This window comes from Leptolyngbya sp. O-77, from assembly GCF_001548395.1.
GTDB lineage: Bacteria > Cyanobacteriota > Cyanobacteriia > Elainellales > Elainellaceae > Thermoleptolyngbya.
On sequence record NZ_AP017367.1, the window covers coordinates 3,384,920 to 3,403,995 of the forward strand.

Below are 19,076 nucleotides of genomic sequence, written 5' to 3' on the forward strand. Positions count from 1 at the left end.
AGACAGTTGGCGCATTCTACAGCACACTTTCCCGTCGCCTGTTCTTGGCGCTGATTTTTGCACAGTTTGCATCTGTGTACCATACGTCTCTGCGATTGCAGAGCGGCAGAGCGCGCTGCCTCAAGCTTGCCCTGCTTTAGAGTCCAGTCCGTTGATTGGGGCTATTCATTTACCTGCTGTTTCATCCTTGCTTAGGAGCGATCTTAGCTATGTCCGCAGTTTGTCTTCCCTCCTCGGTTTCCAGATTGTCCTCATCTGCCTTGACCCACTCGACCCAGCAAGTTTTGTCGATCTCTAAGAGCGCCCACACGCTCGTCGTGTTTGATCGAGGCATTGCGGATCTAGAAACGCTGGTGGCGGGTGTTTCGGACGCTGCGGGCGTGCTGGTGCTGGATGCTCAGCAAGATGCGATCGCGCAAATTACAGCCGTTCTGACCCAATATCCACAGGTTAACCAGGTTCACCTCGTGTCTCACGGCAGCGAGGGCTGTTTGCGGTTGGGCGATCGCCCCCTCTCGCTGGAAACCCTCGACCGCTACGCCTGGGAGCTACAGTCCTGGTTTTCCGCCGCCGCAAACGCGCCGAGCCAGCCCATGCTAATCCTCTACGGCTGCCGTGTCGCAGCAGGCGAAGCCGGGGCAGAGTTTTTGCAAAAGCTGCACCAACTGACTGGAGCCACTATCGTCGCCTCCACCACCGACACGGGCAGCGCATCTCTGGGCGGCAATTGGGAACTGGAAGTCAGCTTTCCTCAAGGAACTGGAACCCTATCCCAGCCAGCCATTTCTGAAACTGCCAGACACCTCTATTCAGGAATTCTCAGTCCAGGCAACGACAACTTTGCTAATCGATTTTTCCTGAGCGGCACTAACGTCACCACTACAGGTTCCAACGTTGGCGCAACAGCAGAGATGGGTGAGCCAGCGCAAAGCGGCATCGTCAACTCTGCGTGGTGGTCTTGGACGGCTCCCACGACCGGGCAGTATGTTATCGACACCATCGGCAGTAGCTTTGACACATTTCTCTTTGTCTACACCGGATCGACGCTCGCCACACTCAATCTAGTGGCTTCGGACGACGACTCAGGGGGAAGCCTGGCAAGTCGCATCACCCTCAATACAACTGCTGGAACAACCTACCAAATTTCGGTTGATGGCTTTAATTCAAACACGGGGGCGATCGCGCTCAACATCAACCAAGTTGTGAACAATGCCCCAACGAATGTCAACCTCAGCAGCACCAGTGTTAACGAGAATGTTATCGCTGGTTTCACAGTGGGTGGACTTAGCACCGTTGACCCCGACGCAGGCAATACTCACACCTACAGCCTGGTAGCAGGGGCAGGAGACACCGATAACGCTACTTTCAGCATTGTCGGCAACCAGCTTCGGATCAACACCTCACCCGACTTTGAAACCAAGAACAGCTATAGCATCCGCGTCCGCACGACCGATCAGGGCGGATTGTTCTTTGAGCGCGTCTTCACTATCAACGTGAACGACGTGAATGAAACGCCGACCAACCTGACGCTGAGCAACACCACACGAGATGAAAATATTCCTGCCAATTCTCTAATTGGCAACTTCGGTACCGTTGACCCCGACACAGGCAACACCCACACCTACAGCCTGGTGGCAGGTGCGGGAGATACCGATAACGCTGCCTTCACGATCGTCGGCAACGAACTGCGGATCAATGCCTCCCCCGACTTTGAAACCAAGAGCAGCTACAGCATTCGGGTTCGCACGACGGATCAGGGCGGATTATTCACCGAGCGCATGTTCACGGTCAACATCAACAACCTGGAAGAAGCGCCAACCAATCTGCAACTCAGCAGCAATGAACTGTTGGAAAACGTCCCTGCCGATACCGTCGTCGGCACGCTAAGTACGGTTGACTCTGACCTGGGAGACACCCACACCTACAGCCTGGTCAGCGGCACAGGCGATGACGACAATGGTGCGTTCACGATTGTTGGCGACGAGCTGCGAATTAACACGTCACCCGATTTTGAAGCCAAGAACAGCTACAGCCTCCGGGTTCGCACGACCGACCAGACTGGGCGCTTCTTTGACCGCGTCCTGACGGTTTACGTCAACAGCGTAAATGAGGCTCCGACGGATATTATCCTGAGCAGCACCAGCGTTGAAGAAAATGTGGTGCCGGATACGGTGGTGGCCACGCTCAGCGCCGTAGACCCAGATGCAGAGGACGAGCATACCTATTTGCTGGTGGCAGGTGCGGGTGACGACGACAATGCCGCCTTTACCCTGGAGGGCAACGAGCTACGAATCAACGATATGCCAGACTTTGAAGCCAAGTCGGTGTATCGGGTTCGGATTCGCGCCATCGATCGCGATGGGCTGTTCTATGAAAAAGCCGTTCAGATCAACATCACGGATGTAGACGAGTCGGGCAATGCGCCGCCGACCAGCATTAGCCTCAGCACCGCCAGCATTGATGAAAACGTTTCTGCCAATACCGTCGTGGGCACGTTTTCGACGGTCGATCCCAACCCTGGCGATGTGCATACCTATAGCCTGGTGAATGGGGTCGGCTCGACGGATAACGCAGCGTTTACGATTGTCGGCAATCAGCTCCGAATTAACGTATCGCCTAACTTTGAGGCGAAGCCCAGCTACAACATCCGCGTGCGATCGCGCGACCAGAGTGGCGGCATTTTTGAGCGGCAGATGGTGATCACGGTTAACAACGTGAACGAAACCCCGACCGCCATCAATCTCAGCACGACGAACGTCAATGAGAACGTTCCTGCGAACAGCGCTGTTGCAATTCTCAGCACAGTTGATCCCGACACAGGCAACACGCATACCTATACGCTAGTGAGCGGCGAAGGTGACACTGACAATGCTGAATTTAGCATTGTAGGTAACCAGCTTCGGATCAATACTTCACCTGACTTTGAGACCAAGAATGGCTACAGCATTCGTCTTCGTTCGACCGATCAGGGTGGATTGTTCACCGAACGCACGGTCAACATCGGCATCAACAACGTCAACGAAGCACCGACTCAACTGGAGTTCAGCGCTACGAACGTGAATGAGAACATGCCCGCGAATAGTGTGATCGGCACGTTCACCACCACCGATCCCGATGCAGGCAATACCCACACCTACACGCTGGTATCGGGCGCTGGCTCGGCTGACAACACTGCCTTCACCATCGTTGGCAACCAGCTCCGCATCCGCAACGCTCCCGATTTTGAAACCAAGCCGAACTACACGATTCGCGTCCGCACGACGGATCAGGGCGGGCAGTTCTTTGAGCGGCAGTTTAGCATTACCGTCAACGACCTGAACGACGCACCCAGCAGCATCACCCTCAGCAACAACGCTGTGCGAGAAAACGATGCTGGCGTGGTGATTGGCCGCCTGACGGTTGCCGATCAAGATCGCAACCAAACTCACAGCTTTACGGTTAGCGATCAGCGCTTTGAAGTGGTGAATGGGCAACTGAAGCTGAAGTTTGGACAGAGTATCGACTTTGAACAGGAAAAGCAGGTCAATCTCAGCATCACGGCCTTTGACAACGGGTCGCCCAGCCTCAGCCGCACCCAGAGCTTCACGATCAACGTGCAGGATGTGCCAGAAATTGATGTGGAGAAGTTCCGCTCTGGCGTGACGGGAGCGCTGACCCAGCTAGCCGTAGTGCTGGACAACGACCTAGCGCGGAGTTCTCTGCCGATTCTGGGAACGCTGAGCGATCGCTATGTCCCTGCTTTCCTGAGGAACCTGACCAGCACCCTCGTCGGCGGCATGGCTAATGGGGAGCAACTGACCGTTAGCGAATTCCAAAACCGACTGAGCCGCAATCTGCCTGGTGTGCGAGTGCTGACCGACTTCAGTCAGGCGAAGCAGTTTGAAGTGACGCTAGACATGACCCAGACCTACAACCTGGGTTCCGTCGGGCTGAATAGCAACATGGGGCTGCCGATGCTGAGCATGAGAACCACGGGTTCTGCCAATGCCAGCGTCCTCGGCGGCATGAAGCTGACCTTTGGGTTCCATGATGACTTCGGCTTCTATTTCAACACCAACGCCAGCAAGACTTTCTTTGGGGCAGAACTGACGGCTGCGTTGTCGAACAACTTCAGCGCCCAGGCCACGCTGGGCTTCTTGCAGGCAAACCTGACCAATGATCTGTCCAATCCTACGCGGGTGACGGGCGGCTTTAAGGCGCTGTTGAAAGACATCGACAATATTCCGGGTGCGCCCAATGATGGCGATCGCCTCACCCTGACCGAACTGCGGCGACGCAACGCTAACTCCAGCTTCCGTGAACTGTTTGGCACCGAATTTGCCATCACGCCAAACCTGGGTATGAAAGCCCGCACGGGCATCGCCAACTTTGAGGGAATGCCCTCCATCAACTTTGACCTGGCGCTTAAGTGGAACGCCTTTACCTATCGCGATGGCCGCAGCTCATCGGGCAATCCCCAGCTTGAGTTCAACAACGTCACGCTAGATCTAGGTTCCTTTATCTCTGGCTTTGCCCGACCCGTCCTCACTCGCATTGACAACACCATCAGACCCTTCCGCCCGGTCATCAACTTCCTGAACGCTGACACTCGCATCCTTAGCAGCCTGGGCTTGACCGGCCCCTTTGACCAAAACCGCGACGGCCGGGCCACAGTCGTAGAAGTTGTTAGCACCCTCAGCCGCTGGCGCTTTGGCCGCGGCATCGACACTCGGTTCATCGATGCCATTAGCGCCCTGGATGCAGCCATCACTGCCCTCAACCAGCTCACCGCCAGCGACGGCAACCTGGCCATCAACTTTGGCTCCTACAGCATCGGCACTGTAGACACCAATGCTGCACCGGGCAGCCTGTCCCAGAGCAGCCCCCGCACCACCAGAGGGCAAAGCACAAACTCCCTGACCCAGGCTTCGAGCAACTCGCGCGTGCGGAACTTTATCAATGCGCTGAACCGGGTCGAAGGGCTGGGCTTCCCTATCCTGTCTGATCCCAACCAGGCGATTAACCTGCTGCTGGGCCGCACGGCGACACTGTTCCGCTACGACATGCCCGACCTGGACTTCAACCTCCACCTGGAGCAGAAGTTCCCCGTGATTTGGCCACTCGAAGGCAGGCTGTTCGGCGATCTCCGCGTGCGAAGCAATCTCGACTTTGGCTACGACACCTTTGGCTTCCAAGAGTGGCAGCGAGCGGGCTATTCCAGTTCTGCCGCCTCCAGGCTGATTGATGGTTTCTATGTCACCGACTTCCCTGGCGATGAAATTACCGTCGATGCGACGATTGGCGCAGGTTTTGGGGTGAATGTGGGCATTGCCGAAGGGCGCATTGACGGAGGTCTGCGAGGCAAGGCAGGCATCGACCTGATCGACGTAGGCGAAAATACTCGAAATCCAGTTTGGGATTCGGAGTATAGCCGAGTCTGGAACGAGATCAATCGGCAGATTGGCCATATCTCTTTTCTCCGTCCACTTGTTGGCGCACAAACGATTGCAACGCTCAATTCGCGGGGCATTCGCGAGTTTGTCAACCTTAGTGACGGCCGCATCCGCACCACTGAGATTACGTCTCGCCTGAGCAATCCGCTGAGCCTGTTCCAGATTCAGGGCGTGGTGAACGTGTTCCTGGATGCCTATGCGCGGGTTGGGGTGCGGATTTTGGGCAAGCTGATTGGCAAGGAATGGCGAAAGAACCTGGCGACGTTCAAGATTATGGAGTTCAGCGTGGGGGGCGGCGCTTCTGTAGGACGGATCAGCCAGAAATATATTTCAGGGGCCACGATCTTCCTAGATGCCAACAACAACGGCGTGCTGGACGAGAACGAGCCTTACACCATCAGCAGCTTCGACGGCTCCTACGAGCTGAAGTTTGCTACCGAACTGTTTGACAAGAATGAAAACGGTGTCATTGACCCCGACGAGGGGCAAATTCTGGCGGTAGGTGGCTACGACACGTTTACCAACGAAAAGATGGATGTGCCGCTGTCGGCTCCGGTGGGCTATAGCATGGTCACGCCAGTCACCACTATGATTAACGCGCTGGTGCGGATGGGTGATGTGGATGTAGCGACGGCCGCCGCTCAGGTGAAGGCGGCGCTGGGACTGCCTGCGGCTCTCGATCTGGGAACCTTTGATCCGATTATTGCTATGCGCGACGGCGACCCGAACGGGGCGAAAGTGATGGCGGCCCATGTGGCGATTTACACGTTAATGGATCAGGCGGCGACGCTGCTGCGGGGGGCAACGGGGCTATCGGGCGAAATGCTGAGTATGTTGGTAACAGGGGCGATCGCCGATGCGATTGAACCGGGCAAGCCGCTGGATTTGAGCAATAGCTCGGTGGTGGCGAATATCCTGAAGACGACCGTTGGCGCACTGGAAATGGTCAGCCCTGCGCCAGAGCTAGCCAAGGTGACGGCGATCGCCGATCAGGTCGCTACCATCATGGCAGAAGGCGTGCAGCGGCTCCAGGCGGTGTTGGCAAAACCGGGCAATGCGGCGGCGCTGCTGCGGGAAGTTAGCGAACTCCAGGGCTTCCTGGTCAACAACACCTCGAAGGATCTGGCGGCTGCGATCCTGGGTACGAAGACCATCGATCAGGTGCTAGATGCCAATACGGGCGATGGGCTGCTGGCCGGTCTGAAGCGCCGCGAAGCTATGAAGAACCGCGCGACCCTTCCGGGCACCAACGAAATCGACTTCCTCAAGGGCACCAACCAGAGCGAAATTTTGGTAGGTCTGAAGAAGGGCGATCGCATTCGGGCGCTGGGCGGCGACGACATGGTGGCCGGCGACCTGGGCAATGACTGGCTGCACGGTGGCACCGGCAACGACACGCTGAACGGCGGGCAGGATGACGACACCCTGATCGGCGGCGCGGGCGATGACGTGCTGATTGGTCGCAGCGGCAAGGATATGCTGATCGGCGGCAGAGGTCGCGACACCTTCCAGATCGCTGCCAACAAGAAGGGCAGCAACTTTATCCGCGACTTCAAAGCAGCAGAAGACCGCATCGAAATCACGCTGGGTCGAGAGTTTGCAGAACTGCCCACTGGCAAGGGCATCAGCGCCGACCAGTTCCGCCTGGGCAGCAGGGCAGCGACCGAAACCGAGCGGTTTATCTACAACCAAAGCAAGGGAGCGCTGTTCTTTGACCTCGACGGCAGCGGCGCGGGTCAGCAGGTGAAGATTGCTCAACTCAACGCTGGCGCGGCTCTGACCCATACTCAGATCTCGATTGCTTGAGAAAGCGTGATGGGGGACAGCGCAATGAAACGCTAGTGTAATATCAATTCTCTAAATACCCGCTACACATAGAGCATCGACAATCCAATCCCCCTGAGTCAGCGATCGCAGCGACTCAGCCGAAAGGCGACAAACCCACTGGCTGATGGCGGGCTGGAGTTGGCCAACATCATCAAAGTGAACCCAAGCTAGCTCCCGCTTGAGTTCCCGCCAGACCCGCTCAATGAGATTGACCTCAGGGCAATAAGGCGGCTGAAACACCAATTGAACCGTCAGCAGTCCGACGCGGCTCTCATCACTGCACCAATCGCGGATTCGCCCAGCATAGCGTTGTCTCAAGGCTGGCGGAAGCGACTGGCTGATCTGGGCTGCAAGGTTTGCTGAAAGGACTCGCACGCCCCAGGAGTCTGCTTCTGGGACACCGGACGGGCCACTTTGAGCTTCGCTTTGAGTCGATAGCGCACCGTCTTATGCACCGTCTTGTAGGGGACGGGTTGACCCTGCACCGCTGCAAGCCACTGCTGCACCGCTCCATAACTGCTAAAGCCTTCTGGATTTTGCAGTTCCCGCTCTAAAGATGCCAGGACTTCACCACTAATCGCTCGCGGTCGTCCACTGCGAGATGCTACCTCCACCAACCCTTCGAGTCCACTCTGTCGATACTGGCTCAGCCAACGAGACACGGTCGTCCGATGGCAACCGCTCAGTTGGGCTAACTGCTCAACACGCTTCGCTTGTCCTGTTTTTAACCACCACAACACCTGTACTTTACGGCGCTGAGATGACCGTTGCTGTTGTTCCAAGACGGCTTTTAGCTCTTCTGCTGTTTCAGCGATATCGATTTTGAGGACTCCACTCATGGCGGCTAGCTCTAACGTCTTCTTATATGTAGCAGATCTTTGGAGATTTGGTATTACGCACTTGCGATAAGGTTTCTGGGTTTTGGACGATTTCTCGCGGACGCAGCCCTCGAGAAATCGTCCAACTGCATAAGTCCTATCCCTCTGAAAATTGCTGAAAATTGCTCAATCCGACTTGCCTTCATAGCCGCGTTCCAGCGCTTCCAGGCTACGAAGCACGTTGAGCGTGGAATAGTAGGCTTCTTCGGTGAGTTCAATCTGCTCGTCGAGGTCTGTCACAATGCCATCGACCAACAGCCGCAGAGAGCCGATCATGGCGTTGAGCCGATTGCGGATTTCGTAGGAGCGGCGGGCTAGCTGGGTGGGTACGGCGCTGGCACTGGGGGCCATTTCGTCGGCAAACTGGAGGGCGCAGAGGCGGGCGTAATAGCCGTTTTGCCGCAGCAAGTCTTCGTGGGTGCCCAACTCCACCACGCGGCCCTGGTCGAGGACGGCGATTTGGTCGGCCCGCTGCACGGTGGAGAGGCGATGGGCGATGACCAGGGTCGTGCGATCGCGGCTGAGGGCTTCGATGGCGGCCTGCACGAGCCGTTCGGATACGGTGTCGAGGGCGCTGGTGGCTTCGTCGAGGATGAGGATTTCGGGATTTTGCAGCAGGGCACGGGCGATCGCCAGCCGCTGGCGCTGCCCCCCAGAGAGCAACACGCCGCGATCGCCAATCCGGGTATCCAATCCGTCTGGCAACTGCCGGATAAACTCATCGGCATAGGCGAGTTTTGCCGCCTGCCATACCTGCGCTTCGGTCGCATCGGGACAGCCATAGGCAATGTTGTCGCGCACCGAAGCGTTAAACAAAATTGTGTCCTGGCTGATAATGCCCATCGCCCGCCGCACGGTTTTCAGGTTGAACTGCCGCAGGTCGATGCCGTCTAGCTCCACGGTGCCCAGCGTCGGGTCATAAAAGCGGGGCAGCAGATCCGCCAGGGTCGATTTGCCCGCGCCAGATGCGCCCACCAGCGCCAGCGTCGTGCCCTTGGGCAGTTCCAGCGAGATGTGTTCCAGCACGAAGCAATCGGGTTCTGCGATGCTGTTGCGTTCTGGCTGTGCAACGCTAATACGATCGCTCGCTGCATAGCTAAAAGACACATCCCGAAACCGAATGCCCTGCCGCAGTCCGGTAAAGGGAATCGTGCCATTTTGCATAAACGGCTTGTCGCGGCGATTCAAAAAGGTCTGGGTCTGCTGAATGCTGGGCAGGGCATTGGCGAATTGGTTGCGGGCGGTGTTGAGCTGACCTAGCAGCGGCAGCATCCGAAACAGCAGCAGCAAAAAGGTCAGTAGCACGGTGGAAAGCGTCTGCATTTCTGTAGCCAAAAACGTGCGCCCAATCCACACGATTAAAATCAGCGCTACCACGCCGACGACTTCGCTGAGGGGGGCGATCGCCGCTGAGCTAGCCAAGGATTGATACTCGGCCCGTTCGCGATCGCGCACCCGCCGCCGCAGTCGGGCATATTCTTGGTCTTCCGTCGCCGCCGCCCGCACCAGCCGCATCCCAGTTAGCACGTCCAGCAGGGCGATTGAGTAATGCTTTGATGCTTCCGACAGGGCTTCTCCATACTGGCGCGATCGCGCGACGCTCATCTGATTTACCAGCGTCACCCCCGCCAGCAGCCCCGCCGCCACTAGTGTCAGCGGCCACGACAGCGCCAGCAGCAGCCCCAGAAAGACCAGAATCGTGATACCCGTAGTCAGGCCGCGCACCGCCGTCGCCACGGCCGTCGCCGAGCGATTCACCTCCACGTTGAGTTGGTTCATCACGTCGCCCAGACTGCTGCCTGCAAAAAAACTCAGATCCACCGACAGCAGCAGCCGCAGCCCCGCCTCGCGCCAATCCGTCACCAGCACTCGCTTCAGCGCCCCCGCCACCAGTGCATTGCCATAGGCCGCCAGATTTTTCAGCCCGATTAGCAGCACCACTGCCACCGTCATCACCCACAGCCGCTGCCCTTCCGGTAGATTTTCAAACGGACTCAGCAACCGCTGAATCGCCTCCGGCAGCCCCCGCAGCGGCACAGGCTGTCCCAAAAAATTCAGCAGCACGGGCGCAATCAGCGCCGTACTTACGCCATTAAACACGCCGCCCAACAGCCCCAGCAGCACCGTCAGCCCGATCCAGCCGGGGTATTGGCGGGCGATGTAGAAAAGGAAACGAGAGGGGGGCATGGGAGGGTGGGGGGATGGGAATGGGAGCATAGAAGGGAGAGCGACGTTCTGGGGGCTGCCTATTCTCCCTGATCTTCCCGCTCATAATCCCCTCCCGACCCATACTTCCAGGCATCTAGCCAGCGTGAGATGCGATAGCTCCAGGGGGGCGGCAGCGACTTGCTCCAGGGCCAGCGCGATATGCCTCCAAAATGCTTGTGCAACTGCCCGATTTGGTTTAGGCCCGCGTATAGCCCTAGGTTGGCATAATGCCAGAGCCAGTCCACAAGAGTGCCCAGCCCCACCTGCGGGATAATTTGCAGCACCACACGGGGATGCACCACCGAGGTTCGCAGCATGGCTTGGGCCAGCGCGGGAAACTGCACCACGTCTTGCAAAAAAGGCTTCAGCACGGGGTCGCCCAGGACTGCCATATCGGCAAAGACAGCCGAGAGTAGCTGGTTAATCTGATCGGGGGGCACAGTCTGGTTGACCCCAACGCTCATGGCGCGTTGGAACAGCCAAGTCACGGAGATGTTGGGCTGGTAGGGTTGCAACAGTGCTAGGGTGGAGCGGTGGAGTTGATCGGTTGCCAAGGCCTGGTGAATGCCGTCTGTCAGACGGGGCAGGTGGCGCAGCATCGCTCCAAAGCCGCCAAAGCTGAGGGGAGATTGGCCGCCGCTGCTGTCGCCGATGGGCAAAATCCGGCTCCACTTGGGCTGGAGCGGACTCTGGCGATAGCAGGGAAAAAAGCCATAGAGCGATCGCCCAATGTTTAGCGCCTCCAGCGCCACCCCCTGATACTGTGGCAATAGCCGAAAATACTCGTCAAACAACTGCTCCAGGCTGGGGCGGCTGGGGTGTGCATCCAGATAGGTAAAGAGATACGTCGTCCTGCCATCGCGGGCGGGAAAGGCCTCCCAAAAATACTGGCACTGATTTTCAATCGGCGTAATCGAAGCAAACAGGTCGCCCGTTTGGTTATGCGGAAAGCCCTGGGCGCAGGTGCCCACCACCATACAAACCGCGTCTGGCTTCTGCCCGCCTCTCGCCTGCTGACTAATGGGCGAAAAGTGCCCCATCGCGTCCAGCAGCAGGCGCGTTTTGAACCCGTTGCCAGCCTGTACTGCCACGCCATCCGGATGAACCGTCGCCGCCTCAAACCCGGTTTGCTCGAACAACTGCCCGCCCGCTGCCAGGAATTTTGCTTTCAGCGTTTCAAGCAACTGTCGGGGACTCACGCCCACATTCAGCACATCTCGCACCCAGAGTTCCGTGCCGCCGTGAAAGGCGATGCGGGCAGGGTTATATTCACTGGCGATCGCCCCCTCCAGTTCTGCCGGACTCAGCAGATGCCGGTTGACCAGCACCGCCAGTTCTCGCCGCGAAATATTCCACTCCTGGTCGCGCCCCTGCAAAATTCCCCGCTCCAGCAGCGCCACCCGCCAGCCCCGCCGTACGAGCGCACAGCCCATCAGCAGCCCCAGCGTGCCGCCGCAAATCACCACGTCCCACTCGGTTTCGCCCAGTGGCTCTGAGGATTCAGTTATGACAGTGGAACAGGGAATCCTGCCCTCTCGATAGGCTTGCCACAGGGCATCGGCTCGGCGCAGCCCCAGTAGCGGATTATTAGGCAAGGCAGACAGGAGGGTTTCGGCAAGTCCCATCGGTTGCTCACAGAATTAAAGTTCGCAGGAAAAAACCGTGTGCCCTTAGCCACCCGTTTTCAGATTTTCCAGCCCTGCGGTAACGCGGGCCGTCTCGATGCGATCGCCCTGCTGAATTTCGTCCACCACGTCCATCCCGCGGGTTACATAGCCAAACACAGCATACTGCCCATCCAAAAAGCCCAGATCCGCCAGGGTGAAATAAAACTGCGACGAAGCCGAGTCCGGAAACTGCGATCGCGCCATCGCCACAGCCCCCCGCATGTGTTTCAAGACCGGGGAAGTTCCAGGTTCCAGCGTTTTTCCATAAACGGGTTCTGCCGCACCCTCCGGCTTGATTTCTAGCGGAATGTAGCGCGGGCTAGAGGTGGCAGGGTCAATAAAGCTGCCCGTCCCCAGCATCCCCAAGGGCACGCTGGCATCCTTGCTCTGGGGGTCGCCGCCCTGCACCACAAATGGTTCCGGCTCACGCACCACCCGATGAAACATCAGCCCGTCATAGACCCCGCGATTCACCAAATCGACGAAATTTCCGGCGGTAATCGGCGCGTCCTGGCCATTCACCTGGATTTCAATGGGCGACCCCTTGACCCGAATTTCGACGGTTGCTTTGCCGTCCAGTCGGGCTAGGTTCGCATAGGGTGTTGTGGGACTGGGGGCGGGCGTGAGGCTAGGCGATTGGGCGATCGCCGAGTCGCTAGATACAGTACCAGAATTGGCGCTGTCCGTATTTGCCCCCGAACAGCCTCCAATTAGCATCAGGCCAACCAGCCCAATCAGGGCGAACCACCGCCCCATTTTCTGTCTCATTGCGCGTCTCCTAGCTCACTAAACTTGCTATAGCCCTTCGAGCGGCACACCCAGAAACCGCGCCAGTTCAGCACCTTCAGTTTCCAGCTCTGCCAGCGCCATTGGCTGTCCCACCCGCGTCAGGGGAATGTCGCCTTTACCCTTAATCCGCAAATAGAGCGATCGCTTCGGGTTGAGTCCTTCTTTAATCTGCACGCGAATCGCCTGCACGTCCTCTAGCCTATGGGTGATCTCAATCTTGCGGTTTTTACCCGGAAAGCCCCATCGGAAAATTGTCAGCATCCCCGTGTCCCGGTTGAATTCGTTGTAGCCACCGCCTACGTCCCACAAAATCACCAGCCACAGATAGGTCGCCAGCAGCAGTGCCGCCACGCCATAAAATCCCATCACCAATCCCTGCGGAATGAAGACGAGCTGCGTCGGATCAGAAAATGGCAGAAGATTCACTTTCAAATAGCTGGAAATGCTGGACAGCAAGAAGCCCAGTCCTCCGCCAAAAATTACCGTCGCCCACCAATAGTTGCTCAGGCGGCGAGACCCCACAACCATCTTCCGCAGCACGCGGCTCTCGGTGGACACACTGGATGCAGTCATACTCTAAGTTCCCAGATCATTTTTAATGTTTTCAGATTGATTTTGATATCTACTGGATATCTGGCTGAGAAGCAAAGCACCTCAATCTCGATTATGCTGCACATCTGGCCCATCAGCCGGAGCAAGCCTCTCCTCAGCAGCATTTGCACTAGCCTCGTCTAAATTGAGCACTTAACTCTCAAAACTCAGGCTCAGCACTAGCTCAGTTTACGACCTGCTTAATTTCCTTCCAGTCTCTCTCAGGTTTTTACAGCGTTCTTGGAGCTTCTCCGAAACCCAACATCCAGAGAAATTAAGCCATTTCGGGTTCAGCCAAGGACGCACAATCTGAAATGAGAGGTACGTATCGGATTGTAAAAATTTTCGTATGTACTTATCATATAGACAAATCTAAACTGGCTTGGTGAATTAAGAGCTGGGTACAAATACCTGCTTGGGGTTTGTTCCCCTAGAGCCAAGTTGAGTCACACCACTCCAATCGGGACGCTGATTTTGGTCAAACAGAGTCACACCGTGAGAGGATTGGATTTTGCGCCATATTAAGAGGTTATGAAATGACCATAGCAATGGGAAGAGCGCAAGCCCAGCGAGGATGGTTTGACGTTCTCGACGACTGGCTAAAGCGCGACCGATTTGTCTTCGTAGGATGGTCAGGCATTCTGCTATTCCCCTGCGCCTACCTGGCGCTGGGAGGCTGGCTGACCGGCACCACCTTCGTCACCTCCTGGTACACCCACGGCATTGCCAGTTCCTACCTAGAGGGCTGCAACTTTTTGACCGCCGCCGTATCCACCCCGCCCAACAGCCTGGGTCATAGCCTGCTGTTTTTGTGGGGCCCCGAAGCCCAGTGGAACTTCACCCGCTGGTGTCAGCTCGGCGGCTTGTGGACGTTCGTCGCCCTGCACGGGGCTTTTGGACTGATCGGCTTCATGCTACGACAGTTTGAGATTGCCCGTCTGGTTGGCATCCGTCCCTACAACGCCCTGGCATTTTCCGGTCCCATCGCCGTGTTTGTCAGCGTGTTTCTGCTGTACCCACTAGGACAATCGGGCTGGTTTTTTGCCCCCAGCTTTGGGGTTGCCGCCATCTTCCGATTCATCCTATTCGTGCAAGGGTTCCACAACTTTACCCTCAACCCCTTCCATATGATGGGAGTAGCGGGCATTTTGGGGGGTGCGCTGCTGTGCGCCATTCATGGCGCGACGGTGGAGAACACCCTGTACGAAGACGGCGACAAGGCGAACACCTTCCGCGCCTTCAACCCGACGCAGTCTGAAGAAACCTACTCGATGGTGACGGCCAACCGCTTCTGGTCCCAGATTTTTGGGATTGCCTTTTCCAACAAGCGTTGGCTGCACTTTTTCATGCTGTTTGTGCCGGTGACGGGTCTGTGGATGGCGAGCATTGGGATTGCGGGCTTGGCGCTGAACCTGCGGGCGTATGACTTTGTATCGCAGGAGATTCGCGCGGCGGAAGACCCAGAGTTTGAGACGTTCTACACCAAGAACATTCTGCTAAACGAGGGCATCCGCGCTTGGATGGCTCCGCAAGACCAGCCTCACGAACAATTTGTATTCCCTGAAGAGGTACTGCCCCGTGGTAACGCTCTCTAGTAACTCAATGGTTGCCGGAAACCGCGACCAGGAATCCTCTGGGTTTGCCTGGTGGGCCGGTAACGCTCGTCTGATTAACCTTTCTGGAAAGCTGCTGGGCGCTCATGTTGCTCACGCTGGTTTGATTGTCTTCTGGGCAGGCGCGATGACCCTGTTTGAAGTGGCTCACTTCGTGCCCGAAAAGCCCATGTATGAGCAAGGGCTAATTCTGCTGCCTCACCTGGCAACGCTGGGTTGGGGCGTGGGCCCTGGCGGTGAAGTGCTGGATACCTTTCCCTATTTTGTGGTGGGTGTGCTGCACCTGATTTCCTCTGCTGTTCTGGGTCTGGGCGGGATTTACCATGCCGTTCGTGGCCCCGAAACGCTGGAAGAGTACTCTTCCTTCTTTGGCTACGACTGGAAAGACAAGAACCAGATGACCAACATCATTGGGTATCACCTGATCCTGCTGGGTTTGGGTGCCTTCCTGCTGGTGTTTAAGGCTATGTTCTTCGGCGGTGTGTATGACACCTGGGCACCGGGTGGCGGTGACGTTCGCGTTATCACCAACCCGACGCTGAACCCAGTGACGATTTTTGGCTACCTGCTGAAGTCTCCCTTTGGCGGCGAGGGCTGGATCGTCAGTGTCAACAACATGGAGGACGTAATCGGTGGCCACATCTGGGTCGGCTTCATCTGCATTGCAGGTGGTGTGTGGCACATCCTGACCAAGCCGTTCGGCTGGGTGCGCCGCGCCTTTATTTGGTCGGGCGAAGCTTACCTGTCCTATAGCCTGGGCGCTCTGTCGCTGATGGGCTTTGTGGCTTCCACGATGGTTTGGTACAACAACACGGTCTATCCTAGCGAGTTCTTCGGTCCCACCGGCCCCGAAGCGTCGCAGGCTCAAGCTCTCACCTTCCTGATCCGCGACCAGCGTCTGGGTGCAAATGTGGGATCTGCTCAGGGCCCCACGGGTCTGGGTAAGTATCTGATGCGCTCTCCGACGGGTGAAATCATCTTTGGTGGTGAAACCATGCGCTTCTGGGATTTCCAGGGCCCCTGGTTGGAGCCGCTGCGTGGACCTAACGGCCTGGATCTGGACAAGATCAAGAATGATATTCAGCCCTGGCAGGCTCGTCGCGCCGCTGAGTATATGACCCATGCTCCGCTGGGTTCGCTGAACTCGGTGGGTGGTGTGGCGACCGAGATCAACTCGGTGAACTTTGTGTCGCCTCGTGCCTGGTTGGCAACGTCTCACTTTGTGCTGGCGTTCTTCTTCCTGGTTGGTCACCTGTGGCATGCGGGTCGCGCCCGTGCTGCGGCGGCTGGCTTCGAGAAGGGCATCGACCGCGAGTCTGAGCCGGTGTTGGCAATGCCGGATATCGACTAGTCTGCCGACTGGTATTGGCAATTAGTTGCTGACTAGTTGCTGAACTTTGTAAGCGCCCTCTGTGATTGCGGGGGGCGTTTTTTACGCTTTTCTTACTTTTTTCCTAGTTTTTTGCTATCCGCCTAATTCTCGCTGGAGTCGGTATATGACCGTGTCTTCGTCTACCTGGCTGAGGATGTCCTGAATCACTGTGTTGGGCCCGTCTGGGCCCCAGGTGCAGCCGCGCTCTAGGTAAGCTTGGGCGGCCTTGCCGACGCGGTAGGAACCGTATCCGGCGATCGCCCCTTGAGCTACCGCTGCACTGCCGTAGGCCATTAGCCCCCCGACGCTGTCGAACATCGCGCCCACCGCCGACGCACTCTTGCCCGCTCCCAAGAGCAAGCCGCTGCCCACTTCACCCAGCAGCAAACTGCCCGAACTCCACAAAATCGCCTGGAGCAGTTTGCCCGCCTCAAAGCTGGTCATGGGTAGGCCATAGAGCTTTGCCAGGTTGCGAATCATCACCAGATCGGTGACTGCACCGCCCGCCAAGTCGAGAATGGCGATCGGGTTCACGCCAACGGCGATCGCCTTCCATTTGGCAAACTTCCAGATCAGTTCCTCGGCTTGCTCTTGATTCAGCTTCAGGGCTTTGCGGGCGATGCCCTGTTCCGTTTCTCGTGCCTGCCGCAGCGCATTTAGCGCCAGCAGCGACTTGCCTTCCTTTTGGATAATGTCCACCAGCAGCGTCCGCAGTTCCTCCATCTGTGGCGGCGGTGATTCCCATTCGTGCGTCACGCTGCCGTCGGGCCACTCCACGCGCACTTGCACGGGCGCAGGTTCCGCCGACACGCGCACCACGTCTTCTGGCATGAGGAACGGCCGACCGCGATCGCCCCCCTCTGCAAACAGAATTTTCAACTTCTGGTAAATTGCGTCCCGATCCTGGTCAGGATACAAATCTGCCTTGTTAAACACTAGCAGCATGGGCTTATGGGCTGCCTGCAACTCTGCCAATGCCTGATACTCGGTGCGCGTAATATCGCCTGCAATGACAAACAGAATCAGGTCGGCCTGATTAGCCACGTCCCGCGCCATCTCAGCCCGCGTCTGTCCGCCCACTTCATCCAGCCCAGGCGTGTCGATGAGTTCCACCCGCAGGTCACTCTCCGGCAGCGCCCAATAGACCGATCGGGGATACTGCGTCACGCCGTTGATCGGCCCGGTCGGCAATAGCTTTTGCCCGATGAGTCCGTTAATCACCGCTGACTTGCCCCGGCTCACCAGACCAAACACTGCAATCCTCAGCAGGCTGCAATTCAGCTTGTCCAGCGCCGCTGAAAGTTGGTTCAAATCGGTTTTGAGGGAGGCCTGAAGCTCCACATCTCCTGCGCCTCGTCGGGGCGATCGCGCCTTTTGGGTATAGCGCCCGATGGCTTGCCGCAGGCTGGCCCGCGCCCGCTGAAAATGTGTATCTTGCATTCCCAAGGGAATCAAGCCAACATGCGGCGCAGCAGATGAGTCGCGAGGCGGAAACTGAGTCACAGCAGAAAAGAAATTCTTCAGTTATATTTTGGACGATTCTACCCATCGCAACGATCGGAGATCGGGAGCAGTGGAGGCGAAATTGCCGTATCCCCCCGACCAATCTGGAAAAATCCAGCCGAACCCATAGCCAAAGCGTCATCAAAGTCACAGCAATGTCCCAATCATCCAGGCTTCGATAACAGCATTCCGCCAGTCCTAACTCCTCGCTCGCCGCCATGCGCTATTGGATTCGCCACACAACAACTTATCGATACGATCGCCCCGTGACGCTTGCTCCGCACTGGGTTCGGCTGCGGCCCCGCAGCGATGTCACACAAATCTTACATGATTTCTCCCTGACGGTAGAGCCAGCGCCAGAGCGTATTGCTGAGAATTTAGATTTAGAGGGAAACAGCGTCCTCAAGCTGACGTTTGGCGATGAACCGCTAGAGCAGTTCCAGCTCACAACGATTTCAAAAGTAGAAACCTTTCGCACCAATCCCTTTGACTTTTTGCTAGAACCCTGGGCTAGCCGCCTGCCCATCGACTATCCCATTTCGCTACATCGACAGCTTCAGCCCTATCTAGCCACCTCGACGGCTGGACTGCCCGCCCTTGACCCGATCGCCCTCCAGTTGGCCAACGACCTGTGGCTGCAAACAGACGGAAACCCCGTTACCTTCCTTTGGCAGTTGAACCAGCAAATTCATGCCAACTGTCGCCACATCATTCGGGAGACAGGCGAGCCATTTCCGCCCAGCATCACCTGGGGCAAAGAGGCGGGGTCTTGCCGCGACCTAACGGTGCTATTTACGGAAGTGTGTCGGGCTGTGGGGTTGGCGGCACGGTTCGTTAGCGGCTATCAGGAAGCCGACGCAGGCAACGATCCCGAACTGCATGCCTGGGCAGAAGTGTACCTCCCTGGCGCGGGCTGGCGCGGCTATGACCCAACGCAGAATCTCGCAGTGGGCGATCGCTACATTGCCCTGGTGGCCAGCTCCAGCTACCGAGATGCAGCCCCTCTTAGCGGCACGCTGAAAACCGGCATCGGTGCAAGCTCAGAACTTCACACCACGTTAGAAATTGAGGCTCAGACGTAAGCCCGCAGGCATCGTTTGGAATCTGTGTCTGGCAACTGGTAGATGGAGGTGGGTCTTCTCCAGCCTACTTTTTCTACCTAAAAGGTGACACGCACCCTAGGCCAGGCTTCGCAT

At 57.3% G+C, this 19,076-nt stretch carries 11 protein-coding genes; 4 read left to right on the forward strand and 7 right to left on the reverse strand.

From position 1 onward, the window contains the following. Positions 1-284 precede the first annotated feature (284 nt). Positions 285-7,238: a DUF4347 domain-containing protein gene (locus O77CONTIG1_RS14410; RefSeq protein ID WP_172799695.1), complete on the forward strand. Its 6,954-nt coding sequence runs from the start codon at positions 285-287 to the stop codon at positions 7,236-7,238. Between the two features lie 51 nt (positions 7,239-7,289). Here O77CONTIG1_RS14410 and O77CONTIG1_RS14415 read toward each other — a convergent pair whose 3' ends face one another. From O77CONTIG1_RS14415 to O77CONTIG1_RS14440, 6 genes are all read right to left on the reverse strand, one after another. Beyond that, a complete protein-coding gene (locus tag O77CONTIG1_RS14415; protein ID WP_068511718.1) occupies positions 7,290-7,577 on the reverse strand; it encodes a transposase in 288 nt (95 codons plus the stop codon). Beyond that, positions 7,574-8,098, reverse strand: a complete 525-nt coding sequence (locus O77CONTIG1_RS14420; RefSeq protein WP_068511721.1) for a helix-turn-helix domain-containing protein — start codon at positions 8,096-8,098, stop codon at positions 7,574-7,576. The genes O77CONTIG1_RS14415 and O77CONTIG1_RS14420 overlap by 4 nt, the downstream gene beginning before the upstream one ends. 165 nt (positions 8,099-8,263) lie before the next feature. Continuing rightward, positions 8,264-10,324: an ABC transporter ATP-binding protein gene (locus O77CONTIG1_RS14425; protein ID WP_068511723.1), complete on the reverse strand. Its 2,061-nt coding sequence runs from the start codon at positions 10,322-10,324 to the stop codon at positions 8,264-8,266. A 59-nt stretch (positions 10,325-10,383) separates the two neighbouring features. Beyond that, the gene (locus O77CONTIG1_RS14430; protein ID WP_068511726.1) at positions 10,384-11,970 is read right to left on the reverse strand and encodes an FAD-dependent oxidoreductase; all 1,587 of its coding nucleotides are present in this window, start codon (positions 11,968-11,970) and stop codon (positions 10,384-10,386) included. A 45-nt stretch (positions 11,971-12,015) separates the two neighbouring features. After that, on the reverse strand, positions 12,016-12,780 hold the full coding sequence (locus O77CONTIG1_RS14435) for a peptidylprolyl isomerase (protein WP_068511730.1): 765 nt from the start codon (positions 12,778-12,780) through the stop codon (positions 12,016-12,018). A 27-nt stretch (positions 12,781-12,807) separates the two neighbouring features. Further along, positions 12,808-13,374 carry a photosystem I assembly protein Ycf4 gene (locus O77CONTIG1_RS14440; RefSeq protein WP_068511732.1) on the reverse strand — a complete coding sequence of 189 codons (567 nt, stop codon included), beginning with the start codon at positions 13,372-13,374 and terminating at the stop codon, positions 12,808-12,810. 554 nt (positions 13,375-13,928) lie between these two features. Here O77CONTIG1_RS14440 and psbD point away from each other — a divergent pair. Continuing rightward, positions 13,929-14,987: a photosystem II D2 protein (photosystem q(a) protein) gene (gene psbD / locus O77CONTIG1_RS14445; protein ID WP_068508400.1), complete on the forward strand. Its 1,059-nt coding sequence runs from the start codon at positions 13,929-13,931 to the stop codon at positions 14,985-14,987. 7 nt (positions 14,988-14,994) lie between these two features. Next, positions 14,995-16,356, forward strand: a complete 1,362-nt coding sequence (psbC, locus tag O77CONTIG1_RS14450) for a photosystem II reaction center protein CP43 (protein WP_306466986.1) — start codon at positions 14,995-14,997, stop codon at positions 16,354-16,356. A 114-nt stretch (positions 16,357-16,470) separates the two neighbouring features. Here psbC and O77CONTIG1_RS14455 read toward each other — a convergent pair whose 3' ends face one another. Beyond that, a complete protein-coding gene (locus tag O77CONTIG1_RS14455) occupies positions 16,471-17,880 on the reverse strand; it encodes a GTP-binding protein (protein ID WP_286132330.1) in 1,410 nt (469 codons plus the stop codon). 218 nt (positions 17,881-18,098) lie between these two features. Between O77CONTIG1_RS14455 and O77CONTIG1_RS14460 the strand changes: the two genes are divergently transcribed. Further along, positions 18,099-18,962, forward strand: a complete 864-nt coding sequence (locus O77CONTIG1_RS14460) for a transglutaminase N-terminal domain-containing protein (RefSeq protein ID WP_068511739.1) — start codon at positions 18,099-18,101, stop codon at positions 18,960-18,962. Positions 18,963-19,076 lie beyond the last annotated feature (114 nt).

Coding starts and splice junctions, on each gene's coding strand:
- O77CONTIG1_RS14420 (WP_068511721.1), bottom strand. CDS start 8,098: ATGAGTGGAGTCCTCAAAATCGATATCGCTGAAACAGCAGAAGAGCTA.
- O77CONTIG1_RS14425 (WP_068511723.1), bottom strand. CDS start 10,324: ATGCCCCCCTCTCGTTTCCTTTTCTACATCGCCCGCCAATACCCCGGC.
- O77CONTIG1_RS14430 (WP_068511726.1), bottom strand. CDS start 11,970: ATGGGACTTGCCGAAACCCTCCTGTCTGCCTTGCCTAATAATCCGCTA.
- O77CONTIG1_RS14435 (WP_068511730.1), bottom strand. CDS start 12,780: ATGAGACAGAAAATGGGGCGGTGGTTCGCCCTGATTGGGCTGGTTGGC.
- O77CONTIG1_RS14440 (WP_068511732.1), bottom strand. CDS start 13,374: ATGACTGCATCCAGTGTGTCCACCGAGAGCCGCGTGCTGCGGAAGATG.
- psbD (WP_068508400.1), top strand. CDS start 13,929: ATGACCATAGCAATGGGAAGAGCGCAAGCCCAGCGAGGATGGTTTGAC.
- psbC (WP_306466986.1), top strand. CDS start 14,995: ATGGTTGCCGGAAACCGCGACCAGGAATCCTCTGGGTTTGCCTGGTGG.
- O77CONTIG1_RS14460 (WP_068511739.1), top strand. CDS start 18,099: ATGCGCTATTGGATTCGCCACACAACAACTTATCGATACGATCGCCCC.